Raw genomic sequence first — 13,098 nt, 5'->3', positions numbered from 1 at the left:
GGAGATGAATTTGAAAAACTTATTATTAAGTATCTTTGCAGTTATTTTGACAATATGTTTAATAGGTCTAATATTTTTAGCTACTAATCAAAATGCATTAGCTAAAGTACATCAGACTATTTGTACATTTTCAAAAGCAAATAAAGTATCTGCATTAGAGAAAACAATTAATTTTACTGATTTTAAAATAGCGAATGCTTCAGAAAAAAATGAAGACAATAATAATGACAAGCAACAAAAGACTACATATTTAAAAAAAGACAATCATAGATCATCAGAAAATCATTTTACGCCAAGAGAATGTAAAGTGATTGCATTAAATTATGCGAACAATCATTTAAATGAAAATTATGATTTAAAACAAGTTGATTATCAAAATCAATCATCAAATTATCAATATGTGAATCAACAAAATCAACAACAATCCAATATAGTAGTGAATGACAGCGGTCAAGTTGGGGAAAATCATTCACATATGAGATAGCACATGCTTACTAATGGGAGCATGTGCTTTTTTTGTGATTACTATATAAAGAACTAGTGTTAAAATATAGAGGATTAAGTTAAGTAATACCAGAGGTGAGAATATGGGTAAAACCAAAAAAACAAATGCAATGCGCATGTTAGATAGAGCAAAGGTAGCTTATCAAACTAACGTATTTGAAGTAACCGAAGAACACCAAACAGGTGAACAAATAGCAGCACTTGTGCATGCCAATGTTGAAGATGTTTATAAAACACTTGTATTAGAAAATGCTAACCATGATCATTTCGTGTTTGTTATACCAGTGAATGCAACGTTAGATATGAAAAAAGCTGCACATGAAGCAGGAGAGAAAAAATTAAATTTAATGCCTTTAGATCAGCTCAAACAAGTGACAGGATATATTAGAGGTGGATGTTCACCTATCGGTATGAAGCATTTATTCCAAACTGTTATTGACCAGTCTGCGCTACAAAGAGAACAGATATATATCAGTGGTGGCCAAAGAGGTATGCAAATCATTATCGCTGTCAAAGATTTGGTAGCAATGACAAACGCTAAAGTGACTTCGGTAATTCATGACTAAAGCACTAGCAGTAAAATAATAATAAAAAACACGGAAATACATGAACACAACTAGTCCATTTGATAGTGAATGTATTTTCGTGTTATTTTTGTCACAAAATGAATGTTTTTGATTGTTTTTGACAATTTTTGATTGAATTTTGTAAGCGTGCTCATTATAATGGTAATTGAGATGGGGTGGTTATATTGATATCTGAAAAACGACACGATTTAATTTTACAAGAACTTATAAAAAAGGATTTTCTGACACTCCAGGAATTAATGGATAGAACCGGTTGTAGTGCCTCTACCATTCGACGTGATTTATCTAAGCTGCAATTAGCTGGTAAATTACAACGTATTCATGGTGGTGCGACACTTAACCATAATCGAATGGTCGAACCAAGATTAACAGAGAAATTGACACAAAATTCACGAGAAAAGAAAGAAATTGCCAAACGAGCAGCTCGACAAATTAGAGATAATGAGTGTGTTTTTTTAGACGCTGGCTCAACAACATTAGAGATGATACCTTACATAGATGCAAAAGATATTATTGTTGTAACTAATGGTTTGACTCATGTTGAACAACTACTTAAAAAAGGGATTAAAACCTTAATGTTAGGTGGTCAAGTTAAAGAAAATACATTCGCTACAGTAGGTTCGAGTGCCTTAGAAACATTGAAGCGATATTGTTTTGATAAATCATTTATTGGAATGAACGGTATAGACGTAAAGTATGGTTTAACCACACCTGATGAACAAGAGGCGTTAATTAAAGATAATGCAATGCGACTTTCTAATGAAAGCTTTGTTGTTGTAGACGAAACGAAATTTAATCAAGTGTACTTTGCTAGAGTACCTGTGCAAGATAATACTCGAATCATTACCTCTAAACAGGGATTACAACATGTGAATGAAGCGTTTGCGGGACAATATGAATTTTTAGGAGGGACAATATGATATATACAGTTACTTTTAATCCATCCATTGACTATGTCATGTTTGTAGATGACTTTAAGATAGATGGTTTAAATCGCGCTCAAGATACAAATAAATTTGCCGGTGGTAAAGGTATTAATGTTTCTAGAGTGCTAAAGACTTTGGGTGTTGATTCTACAGCATTAGGATTTGCTGGTGGATTCCCAGGAGATTTTATAGCTCAAACATTAAAAGATAGTGATATTCACACAGATTTTGTGCAAGTAGATGAAGATACGCGTATCAATGTTAAATTGAAAACAGGTCAAGAAACAGAAGTGAATGCACAAGGTCCTAATGTGACTGATGCACAATTTCAATCATTATTAAATCAAATTAAAGAAACGACAGACAATGATACTGTTATCGTCGCTGGTAGTGTACCAAAGAGTATTCCGAGTGATGCTTATGCGCAGATTGCTAAGATTACAAAACAAACAGGTGCGCAATTAGTCGTTGATGCTGAAAAAGATTTAGTTGAATCAGTGTTAGAATATCAGCCACTATTTATTAAACCTAATAAAGATGAATTAGAAGTTATGTTTAATACATCAGTTAAAAGTGATGAAGATGTTATTAAATATGCTAAACAAATCTTAGATAAAGGTGCACAATCAGTCATTGTGTCATTAGGTGGAGATGGTGCAATTTATGTGGATCGTCAACAAAGTATTAAAGCTGTAAATCCAAAAGGCAAAGTGATTAATACAGTTGGCTCAGGTGATAGTACGGTAGCAGGTATGGTCGCAGGGTTAGCTACTGGTTTATCTGTGCAAGATGCATTTAAACAAGCAGTAGCATCAGGAACTGCTACTGCATTTGATGCAGATTTAGCGACAAAAGATGCAATAGAAAATATCAAATCACAAGTTACGATTTCTGTACTTGATGGGGAGTGAATAATATGAGAATAACAGAATTATTAACCAAAGATACGATAGCAATGGATTTATCTTCATCAGACAAAAATGGTGTTATCGATGAGTTAGTGCATCAACTTGACAAAGCAGGTAAATTAAGTGATGTACCATCGTTTAAAGAAGCAATTCATAACCGAGAATCACAAAGTACAACAGGTATCGGTGAAGGTATTGCGATTCCACATGCAAAAGTGAGTGCTGTTAAATCTCCAGCGATTGCATTTGGTAAATCAAAAGCTGGAGTAGATTATCAAAGTTTAGATATGCAACCAGCACATTTATTCTTTATGATTGCTGCACCAGAAGGTGGCGCTCAAACGCATTTAGATGCATTAGCAAAGTTATCAGGCATTTTAATGGATGAAAATGTACGTGAAAAATTAATAAATGCATCATCACCAGAAGAAGTATTACAAATTATTGATGCGGCAGATGATGAAGCAACAAAAGAAGAAGAAGCAGAAGCACAACAAAATGAAGCGGATGCAGCAGCTGCTTCAACAGGTGCAAGCGCAGAAGATAACGAACCGTACGTTTTAGCTGTCACAGCTTGTCCTACAGGTATCGCACATACGTATATGGCACGCGACGCTTTGAAAAAGCAAGCTGAAAAAATGGGTGTCAAAATCAAAGTAGAAACAAACGGTTCAAGTGGGATTAAAAACCATTTAACAGAACATGATATTGAAAAAGCATCTGGTATTATTGTTGCAGCAGATGTGCATGTTGAGACAGATCGTTTTGATGGTAAGAATGTTGTCGAAGTACCAGTAGCTGATGGTATTAAACGACCAGAAGAATTAATTAATACTGCGTTAGATACAAGTCGTAGACCATTTGTCGCTAGAGGCGATCGATCAGGTAGTAATAAGGAAGAGAATGAAGAGAAATTAAGTCCAGGAAAAGCATTTTATAAACACTTAATGAATGGTGTTTCTAATATGTTACCACTTGTTATTGCTGGTGGTATCTTAATGGCAATCGTGTTCATTATAGGACCCAATTCATTTGATCCTAAGAGTGCTGAACACAATGCTTTCGCAGAGCAACTATGGAATATTGGTAAAAACAGTGCCTTTGCATTAATCATTCCAGTATTAGCAGGTTTCATTGCTCGTAGTATTGCAGATAAACCAGGATTTGCAGCCGGTTTAGTTGGCGGTATGTTAGCCATTTCAGGTGACTCAGGATTTATTGGCGGTATCATTGCTGGTTTCTTAGCTGGTTATTTAACACAAGGTATTAAATATATGACACGTAAGTTACCTCAGTCATTAGAAGGTTTAAAACCAACATTAATCTATCCATTATTATCAGTAGCAATTACTGGTTTATTAATGATTTACGTATTTAACCCACCTGCTTCATGGTTAAATCACCTATTGTTAAATGGATTAAATGGACTTTCAGGTTCAAATATTATGTTACTTGGTTTAGTTATTGGTGCGATGATGGCAATCGATATGGGTGGACCATTTAACAAAGCTGCTTACGTTTTCGCAACAGCAGCACTTACAGAAGGTAATGCAGCGCCAATCACTGCTGCAATGGTTGGAGGTATGATTCCACCATTAGCAATTGCAACAGCAATGCTTATCTTCAGAAAGAAATTCACAAAAGAACAAAGAGGTTCAATTGTACCTAACTATGTGATGGGTGCATCATTCATTACTGAAGGTGCGATTCCGTTTGCAGCAGCTGACCCAATTCGTGTGATTCCATCAATGATGATTGGTTCAGGTGTTGGTGGTGCGATTGCATTAGCATTAGGTTCAAGAATCAATGCGCCACACGGTGGTATCTTTGTTATCGCAACAACTGACTTTAGCCATATTTTACAAACATTATTAGCTTTAGTTGTAGGTACTTTAGTTTCTGCCTTAATATATGGTTTCTTAAAACCAAAATTAACTGAAAATGAAATTGAAGCATCTAAAGCAATGGATGAATAATAGACTTTTAGCCCTTGTCGTTTAACCGACAAGGGTATTTTTATTTTTACGAAATTAAATATTGAATTGTATGATATGAATAAAATGAAAGGTTGTAGTAAAATAACAATCGAATCATTAGTATTAGAAAAGAAGGTATTGATATTGAAAGAATATTTACTTATAAACGGTCAGATTTATACAGAAAGTCAAAAAATAGAACATGGTTTTATACATATTAAAGATAGCAAAATAATGGAAATAGGTTCTGATAAAGATAGATTGAACACTTTAAGTAAATCGTATCCTACGGTAGATGCACAAGGTCATCATGTTATTCCAGGATTTATAGATATACATATCCACGGTGGTTACGGCGAAGATGCGATGGATGCCTCAATGGATGGTCTTAAACATTTATCTGAACAACTATTATCTGAAGGAACAACATCATTTTTAGCAACAACGATGACACAATCAGATGATAGTATTCATCGAGCACTCCAAAATATTGCAAATTATTATCAAATTCAAAATAGGCATGATGCTGCAGAAATTGTAGGTATTCATCTCGAAGGTCCATTTATTTCAGAACATAAGGTAGGCGCGCAACATCCTAAATATGTTCAAAGACCGTCTATTGAAAAGATTAAGACATTTCAAAAGACTGCCAATCAATTGATTAAAATTATTACTTTTGCACCTGAAGTTGATGGTGCAACTGATACATTAAAAGCTTTAAATAACGACATCATATTTTCAATGGGACATACAGTAGCTACATATGATGAAGCAAATGAAGCTGTTGATAATGGTGCTAAACATATTACACACTTATATAATGCAGCAACAGGCTTTGGACATCGAGAACCCGGTGTTTTTGGAGCGGCATGGTTAAATCAAAACCTAAATACAGAAATTATAGTTGATGGTGTGCATTCACATCCAGCGGCCGTAGCAATGGCTTACCAAAATAAAGGCAATGAACATATGTATCTCATTACAGATGCGATGCGTGCAAAAGGGATGCCAGAAGGTGAATATGATCTAGGTGGACAAAACGTTATTGTGAAGAATGAAGAAGCACGATTAGATTCAGGTGCATTAGCTGGTAGTATCTTAAAAATGAATGATGGTTTGCGTCATTTAATCACTTATACAGGTGCTTCAATTAAAGATTTGTGGCGTGTGACAAGTTGGAACCAAGCGATAGCGTTAGGTATCGATCAAACAAAAGGTAGTATTAAGGTAGGGAAAGATGCTGATATTGTGATTGTTGATGATACGATTTCAGTCCTTATGACGATTAAGAATGGTTATATTCATACATTTTAGATTTGAGGAATAACTTGACTAAATCGGGGTATTAGTTTTAAATGTTATGTTGTAATTCTATAAACATAAATCAACCAAATGAAATATTTTTATGATAGAATAAAATCAATTACATTTTTTTAGGGGGTGTCGCAATGGGAAGGTCTTAGCATGTAAATATCATTTAAGCCAATTCGAAAATTTTAATTACGTGTTAACCATGTGTGACACAGATAATATGGAGGTGAATCCCTAGAAATAGGGAATTAATTGGAAACTTCGACCATAATTAGTTTAATTGTATTTTTTCTTTTAATTGCATTAACAACAGTATTTGTCGGATCTGAATTTGCGCTTGTCAAAGTAAGATCTACGCGTATCGAACAATTAGCAGATGAAGGTAACAGTGGTGCTAAAATCGTTAAGAAAATGATTGCTAACCTTGATTACTACTTATCTGCATGCCAACTTGGTATAACAGTAACTTCATTAGGTTTAGGTTGGTTAGGTGAACCGACATTTGATAAATTACTACATCCATTATTCGAACTAATGCATTTACCAAGTGCATTAACGACAACAGTTTCATTTGTCATTGCGTTTATTGTAGTAACCTATTTACATGTCGTATTAGGTGAACTTGCACCTAAATCATTCGCTATTCAACATACAGAGAAAATGGCGTTACTATATGCTAGACCGTTATATTACTTTGGTAATGTCATGAAACCTTTAATTTGGTTAATGAACGGTTCGGCTCGTGTAATTCTTAGAGTGTTTGGTGTAGATCCAGATGCACAATCGGATGCAATGTCAGAAGAAGAAATCAAAATCATTATTAATAATAGTTATAATGGTGGCGAAATCAACCAAACTGAGCTTGCATATATGCAAAATATCTTTTCTTTTGATGAAAGACAAGCTAAAGATATTATGGTTCCCCGAACTCAAATGATTACGTTGAACGAGCCTTTTAATGTTGATGAACTATTAGAAACGATTAAAGAATACCAATTCACTCGATATCCTATCACTGAAGATGGTGATAAGGACCACGTTAAAGGATTTATAAATGTTAAAGAATTCTTAACTGAGTATGCATCTGGTAAAACAATCAAAATTGCTAACTATATACATGAGCTACCGATGATTTCAGAGACAACACGTATTAGTGATGCCCTTGTTAGAATGCAACGTGAACATGTTCATATCAGTTTGATTATTGATGAATATGGTGGTACAGCAGGTATTTTAACAATGGAAGATATTTTAGAAGAAATTGTCGGTGAAATCAGAGATGAATTTGACGATGACGAAGTGAACGACATCGTTAAATTAGAGGACAACAAATATCAAATTAATGGTCGAGTGTTATTAGACGACTTAAATGAACAATTTGGTATTGAATTCGAAGACTCAGAAGATATTGATACAATCGGTGGATGGTTACAATCTGAAAATACAAATCTTCAGAAAGACGATTTTGTAGATACAGATTACGATCGTTGGATCATATCAGAAATTGAAAATCACCAAATTATTTGGGTAACTTTAAATTATGAATTTAACCAAGAACGCCCAACATATGAAGTTAATTCAGATGAGGAACAAACGGATTAACAATGATATATGATGAAAAGACGCTTAAGCTATAATGTTTAAGCGTCTTTAATTACGTGTATTATAGTATGGTACACATTTGCTTACGTATTTCAACAACGAAGACATATGAAAGAGAGTGGTAAGAATGAATATTAATGATACACAATATTTAAATAATGGTTATCCTATGCCATCGATTGGCTTAGGTGTTTATAAAATAACAGATGATGAAATGAATGAAGTGATTAATACCGCTATTGAAGCAGGTTATCGTGCATTTGATACGGCATATTTCTATGGTAACGAACAGTCCTTAGGGCAAGCGTTAAAGCAAACAAACGTTGATAGAGAAGATTTATTTATTACATCTAAATTATGGAATGATTATCAAGGATATGACAGTACAATTCAATATTTCAATCAATCTTTAGAAAATTTAGGTCTTGAGTACCTAGACTTGTTTTTAATTCATTGGCCTTGTGAAGAAAATGGCTTATTTATCGAAAGTTATAAGGCATTAGAAACGCTTTATCATGAAGGTAAAGTCAAAGCCATAGGCGTTTGTAATTTTAAACAACATCATCTAGAGAAACTAATGCAAGAAACAGAAATAGTTCCTCAAATTAATCAAATAGAGTTACATCCATACTTTAATCAACAAGAATTACAAGATTATTGTGATCATCATGATATTAAAGTCACTGCATGGATGCCATTAATGAGAAATAAAGGGTTATTAGATGACCCAGTTATTACGGACATGGCTAAACGATATCATAAAACGGCAGCACAAATTGTTTTACGTTGGCATTTAGCACATAATCGTATTATTATTCCTAAATCTAAAACACCTAGTCGAATTCACGAAAACTATAATATTTTAGATTTCAATCTTGAACTTACAGATGTAGCACAAATTGACAGTTTAAATCGAAATGATAGACAAGGTAAAGATCCAGATGAAGTAGCGATAGGCGATTTGAAATAAATGAGTTGAAGTAATGCGACACAATACTAATCATTGTATGAGTGAAAAAGTCCATTAATCTTATTTTTGAGTTCATTTAAATTTACAAAAGTAGTGATTTTCAATAAATATTGTGATAAACATTAATGTAATATTAAGATTTTGTAAATACAAAGGCTCTAAGTAGAATACACTATTAAGTAATTGATAAAATAATATTAAACCAATTACTAGAAAAGGATGTCATTGAATGAATATAAGAGTCATCATTCCTTGTTATAATGAAGGGGAAGTCGTATTAAAAACATATGAAAAGCTGACTGAGATATTAAAGCAAGATAGCATCAATAAACAATATGAATACGATTTACTATTCATAGATGATGGCAGTAAAGATTCAACTATTGATCATCTACAAAATTTAGCATTAGCTGACCACCACGTCAAATACATCTCATTTAGTAGAAATTTTGGTAAAGAGGCTGCTATGGTGGCAGGCTATCAACATAGTGAACATTGTGACGCTGTAGTTATGATAGATGCTGATTTACAACATCCGCCAGAATTTATTCCGCAAATGGTTGAAGGATATAATGAAGGTTATGATCAAGTGATAGCAAAACGTGATCGTAAAGGAGAAAATGTCGCTAGAAAATCGATGACACGTGCTTATTATAAATTGATTAATGCCTTTGTGGAAGATGTACAATTTGAAGATGGCGTAGGTGACTTTAGATTACTAAGCAAGCGTGCCGTACAAGCACTGACATCTATGGATGAATATAACCGATTTTCAAAAGGATTATTTGAATGGATAGGTTATAATACGAAAGTATTCACCTATGAAAATGTAGAACGTGAAGCAGGAGAATCGAAATGGTCATTTGCCAAATTATTAAATTATGGTATTGATGGCTTAATTTCGTTTAATAATAAACCATTAAGAATGATGATTTATCTAGGTATGTTTACATTTTCGCTCAGTGTACTATATCTCGTATATCTTTTAATTAATATCATGATCTCAGGTGTGAACATTCCTGGTTACTTCACAACAATAACTGCGATTACACTTTTAGGTGGTATTCAGTTAATGTCCATAGGAGTCATTGGTGAGTATATTGGTCGTATCTATTATGAAGTGAAAAAGCGTCCTAAATATATTGTTCAGGCCACAAATATTGAACCCGAACAAACATCTGAAATATCACAGGAGTCAAAAGACTCAGACAAGGCACAATCTAGAAAAAATCAATCTGAACACTATCATCAAATTAGAAGATTTGATGCACATAGACATCAACCGACATATCAAGCAACACAAAATAATGATGAATATAAAGAACATGTTCATTAAACAAAAAGCTTACAGGCTATGGATCAGTCCATGAGCTGTAAGCTTTTTATAATTTGATTTACCGACAACGAAAAAAACAGGCTGGGACATAAATATATATTTCAAGTTACATTCATATTTAGGCAGTAGTTGACTGTAAAGTCATTCTTTTTCTTAAAGAAATTAGAATGACTTACACATGAGTATTAACTCATGTGTTCAGATTAAGTTTAAGAGGTATACATGAACTTAAAAGTTCATGCATAAAACCGTCTAAGTAATGAATTACAAAGACGGTCTAATGTACCAAGCTTTTTCATTTCTAGTCAACTTTGCCGGGGTGGGACAACGATAAAGAAATACTTTTTCTTTAGAAATTAGTATTTCTTATGCATGAGTTTCACTCATGTATTCCTATTTTAAAGTACACATTAGCTGTGGCTAATGCGTAAGAACCACTTCATATTCAATGATTAGTGGTTCTTTATTATTTCTGTCCCACTCCCTTAAATATACGTTGCCATATGATAAATAATATGAATAGTACATAGATGATAGTAAATACATACCAAAAAGGTGTGAGTATCATCATAGCTATAAATGCGATGATAATTAATATCGTACCAATTAGCATAGGATGCTTGATTGTTTTTAAAATAGGTAGATGATCAAGCTCCGATACATTAAATGTACCTACAAATAATAATACTGCACCGATAATGAAAATAGCTGGAGCTAAGTATGGTAACGACATATAGACAGATTGTTCACTGGAAATATCAGTTATAAACTGCGTTAAACTGATGACAATGGCAAATATCACTGCAATGAACTTTTGGTCTTTTATCATGAAAGGGTTAATTTTTTTATTTAAATAGAGTTGTAATAATGCCCATACAATAAATAAAATCATCGTATAGATTGAAATGAAATTATATTTTGCGACTACAATTAAATCGATAATAGCATTTAATGAAATAGCTATTAGTATTGAACTAAATCGAAGTTGTTTAAATTGGTGCAAATATAAATCTATTCCTACAATGAGCAATACTACGGCAATATTAATTAATATATATAGAATCATGGTGTACTCCTATCCGTAATACTTCATTCAATTATTATATCAATTAACATAAACTTAATCATTATATAACACTCGAAATTGTTAAAGTTATATTAAATGAGTTTAAACACCCTTCATATTACTCCATAACAATGTGTGTAATTGTGGCAATACATATACATTATTCATATCGCTACTAGTCATAACACGTTCGACTAATTGTTCATAACGTTGTAATAGTTTAGAAGTATGGTTGTCGACCTCTTCATCTAAATAAGGATTACCCACTTGTAAATAAAATGGTATAGATGGATAACGATGATGAATCATTTTAGCAAATTCGAAGTCATCCTCATCAAAAATGACGACTTTTAAATTAAGTGATTCAGGTACACACTGTTCAATAACACTATCTAAAATATCCAAATTAGGTTTCATATTTGAGCTTGGCGGTTTAGGACTAATTGTTAAGTCATCGATTTGAGTCATCCATGGTTGGAATTTACTACCTTGTGTTTCAAGGGCAGTTTGAATATGATGTTCTTCAAATAAATCTACTAAATCTTGGATACCTTTAATAAGTGCTGGGTTTCCACCAGAAATTGTGACGTGATTAAAATTGTCACCACCTACTTCACGCAATTTGTTATAGATTTCTTCTGCAGACATTAATTGAATATCTTCTTTAGCACTACCATCCCATGTAAAGGCAGAATCACACCAACTACAGCGATAATCACAACCTGCAGTTCTAACAAACATTGTTTTTCTACCAATGACGCGTCCTTCGCCTTGAATCGTTGGACCAAATACTTCTAATACAGGTATTTTAGCCATTATTGATCACCCTTAGGACGATATACGACATAGCTTGTAGGTGTTTCACGTAAATAAACTTGGACACATTTTGGTTGATTCTTTTGATCTTTAAGATATGATTGCACCATTTGATAAATAGTTTGAGCAACAATTTCTGTAGAAGGACTTTTACCTTTGAATTGAACTAAGTCATTTAATAAATAATGATCAAATTGGTCATGAATGAGTTTTTTTAAATCACTAAAATTTACTAAAAAACCATTGTGATCTAATTCATCTCCAGCTATGGTAATATTTACGAAATAAGTGTGTCCGTGAGTACGCATACATTTTCCAGCGTCTTCACTTGGGATATAATGTGCTGCTGAAAAGTTAAAGTCTTTATTAAGTTCGAATTGATAGGGATGATTGACAGTAGGATAGATTTGTTGAATCATCTTATTGTACTCCTTTCTTCGCAAGATATTGGTCGAGTCCGCGCGATCTTAATTGGCAAGCAGGGCATTCACCACAACCATCTCCAATAATACCGTTATAACAAGTTAGCGTATTTTCACGAATATAGTTTAATACCCCAAGATTATCAGCTAGTTCCCATGTTTGTGCTTTATCTAACCACATTAATGGCGTGTGAATCACAAAATCTCTGTCCATAGACAAGTTTAATGTTACATTCATTGATTTAATGAAACTATCACGACAGTCTGGATAACCTGAGAAGTCAGTTTCACAAACCCCGGTAATGATATGTTTAGCTTTAATTTGATAAGCTAATGCACCAGCGAATGATAAGAACAGTAGATTACGTGCAGGTACGAATGTATTTGGAATACCATCTTCTGTATCTTCAATTTTTAGATCATGTTGTGTTAATGCATTAGGTGTCAGTTGCGATAACAACGACATATCTAATATGTGATGTTCAACGTTTTGTTCTTGAGCAATTTTTTTAGCTACTTCAATTTCAGCATCATGTCTTTGTCCATAATTAAAGGTAATGAGAATAACATCTTTAAAATGCTTTTTAGCATAAAACAAACATGTTGTACTGTCTTGGCCTCCGCTAAAGACGACTATGGCTTTGTTTTGATCTAGAGTGTGTTGTACCATGATT

Annotated in this window: 13 protein-coding genes; 9 read left to right on the top strand and 4 right to left on the bottom strand. The window is 33.3% G+C overall.

Going from position 1 to position 13,098, the window contains the following annotated elements; genetic code table 11:
* Positions 1 to 4 precede the first annotated feature (4 nt).
* The 9 genes from P7F85_RS10155 to P7F85_RS10115 all read left to right on the top strand — a co-directional run bounded on the left by P7F85_RS10155 (position 5) and on the right by P7F85_RS10115 (position 10,120).
* The gene (locus P7F85_RS10155) at positions 5 to 484 is read left to right on the top strand and encodes a hypothetical protein (protein WP_002467152.1); all 480 of its coding nucleotides are present in this window, start codon (positions 5 to 7) and stop codon (positions 482 to 484) included.
* 103 nt (positions 485 to 587) lie between these two features.
* Positions 588 to 1,070 (top strand): Cys-tRNA(Pro) deacylase, encoded by a 483-nt coding sequence (gene ybaK / locus P7F85_RS10150; RefSeq protein ID WP_019235811.1) that lies wholly within the window; start codon positions 588 to 590, stop codon positions 1,068 to 1,070.
* Between the two features lie 185 nt (positions 1,071 to 1,255).
* Positions 1,256 to 2,011, top strand: a complete 756-nt coding sequence (locus tag P7F85_RS10145; protein WP_015365299.1) for a DeoR/GlpR family DNA-binding transcription regulator — start codon at positions 1,256 to 1,258, stop codon at positions 2,009 to 2,011.
* The gene (gene pfkB / locus P7F85_RS10140; RefSeq protein ID WP_002467150.1) at positions 2,008 to 2,928 is read left to right on the top strand and encodes a 1-phosphofructokinase; all 921 of its coding nucleotides are present in this window, start codon (positions 2,008 to 2,010) and stop codon (positions 2,926 to 2,928) included. The genes P7F85_RS10145 and pfkB overlap by 4 nt, the downstream gene beginning before the upstream one ends.
* 5 nt (positions 2,929 to 2,933) lie before the next feature.
* Entirely contained in the window at positions 2,934 to 4,901 is a 1,968-nt protein-coding gene (locus P7F85_RS10135) for a PTS fructose transporter subunit IIABC (RefSeq protein ID WP_015365298.1), read from the top strand.
* A gap of 144 nt (positions 4,902 to 5,045) precedes the next feature.
* Positions 5,046 to 6,215: an N-acetylglucosamine-6-phosphate deacetylase gene (nagA, locus tag P7F85_RS10130; protein ID WP_015365297.1), complete on the top strand. Its 1,170-nt coding sequence runs from the start codon at positions 5,046 to 5,048 to the stop codon at positions 6,213 to 6,215.
* 249 nt (positions 6,216 to 6,464) lie between these two features.
* A complete protein-coding gene (locus P7F85_RS10125; RefSeq protein ID WP_002467170.1) occupies positions 6,465 to 7,814 on the top strand; it encodes a hemolysin family protein in 1,350 nt (449 codons plus the stop codon).
* A 127-nt stretch (positions 7,815 to 7,941) separates the two neighbouring features.
* The gene (locus tag P7F85_RS10120; RefSeq protein ID WP_002467169.1) at positions 7,942 to 8,784 is read left to right on the top strand and encodes an aldo/keto reductase; all 843 of its coding nucleotides are present in this window, start codon (positions 7,942 to 7,944) and stop codon (positions 8,782 to 8,784) included.
* A 229-nt stretch (positions 8,785 to 9,013) separates the two neighbouring features.
* The gene (locus P7F85_RS10115; protein WP_002467171.1) at positions 9,014 to 10,120 is read left to right on the top strand and encodes a glycosyltransferase family 2 protein; all 1,107 of its coding nucleotides are present in this window, start codon (positions 9,014 to 9,016) and stop codon (positions 10,118 to 10,120) included.
* A 466-nt stretch (positions 10,121 to 10,586) separates the two neighbouring features.
* Here P7F85_RS10115 and P7F85_RS10110 read toward each other — a convergent pair whose 3' ends face one another.
* From P7F85_RS10110 to queC, 4 genes are all read right to left on the bottom strand, one after another.
* On the bottom strand, positions 10,587 to 11,186 hold the full coding sequence (locus tag P7F85_RS10110; protein WP_015365295.1) for a hypothetical protein: 600 nt from the start codon (positions 11,184 to 11,186) through the stop codon (positions 10,587 to 10,589).
* A 102-nt stretch (positions 11,187 to 11,288) separates the two neighbouring features.
* Complete coding sequence (gene queE / locus P7F85_RS10105) at positions 11,289 to 12,002, bottom strand: 7-carboxy-7-deazaguanine synthase QueE (RefSeq protein WP_002466643.1); 714 nt, start codon at positions 12,000 to 12,002, stop codon at positions 11,289 to 11,291.
* On the bottom strand, positions 12,002 to 12,421 hold the full coding sequence (queD, locus tag P7F85_RS10100; RefSeq protein ID WP_002466648.1) for a 6-carboxytetrahydropterin synthase QueD: 420 nt from the start codon (positions 12,419 to 12,421) through the stop codon (positions 12,002 to 12,004). The genes queE and queD overlap by 1 nt, the downstream gene beginning before the upstream one ends.
* Before the next feature lies 1 nt (position 12,422).
* Complete coding sequence (gene queC, locus P7F85_RS10095; RefSeq protein WP_002466644.1) at positions 12,423 to 13,094, bottom strand: 7-cyano-7-deazaguanine synthase QueC; 672 nt, start codon at positions 13,092 to 13,094, stop codon at positions 12,423 to 12,425.
* Positions 13,095 to 13,098: the final 4 nt, after the last annotated feature.

The sequence above is a fragment of the Staphylococcus sp. aM genome (genome assembly GCF_052975125.1).
Note: the sequence above shows the minus strand (reverse complement) of the source record. Positions and strands in the feature narration are given on the sequence as shown.

Coding starts and splice junctions, on each gene's coding strand:
- queC (WP_002466644.1), bottom strand. CDS start 13,094: ATGGTACAACACACTCTAGATCAAAACAAAGCCATAGTCGTCTTTAGC.
- ybaK (WP_019235811.1), top strand. CDS start 588: ATGGGTAAAACCAAAAAAACAAATGCAATGCGCATGTTAGATAGAGCA.
- P7F85_RS10155 (WP_002467152.1), top strand. CDS start 5: ATGAATTTGAAAAACTTATTATTAAGTATCTTTGCAGTTATTTTGACA.
- P7F85_RS10120 (WP_002467169.1), top strand. CDS start 7,942: ATGAATATTAATGATACACAATATTTAAATAATGGTTATCCTATGCCA.
- pfkB (WP_002467150.1), top strand. CDS start 2,008: ATGATATATACAGTTACTTTTAATCCATCCATTGACTATGTCATGTTT.
- queE (WP_002466643.1), bottom strand. CDS start 12,002: ATGGCTAAAATACCTGTATTAGAAGTATTTGGTCCAACGATTCAAGGC.
- P7F85_RS10135 (WP_015365298.1), top strand. CDS start 2,934: ATGAGAATAACAGAATTATTAACCAAAGATACGATAGCAATGGATTTA.
- P7F85_RS10110 (WP_015365295.1), bottom strand. CDS start 11,186: ATGATTCTATATATATTAATTAATATTGCCGTAGTATTGCTCATTGTA.
- P7F85_RS10115 (WP_002467171.1), top strand. CDS start 9,014: ATGAATATAAGAGTCATCATTCCTTGTTATAATGAAGGGGAAGTCGTA.
- queD (WP_002466648.1), bottom strand. CDS start 12,421: ATGATTCAACAAATCTATCCTACTGTCAATCATCCCTATCAATTCGAA.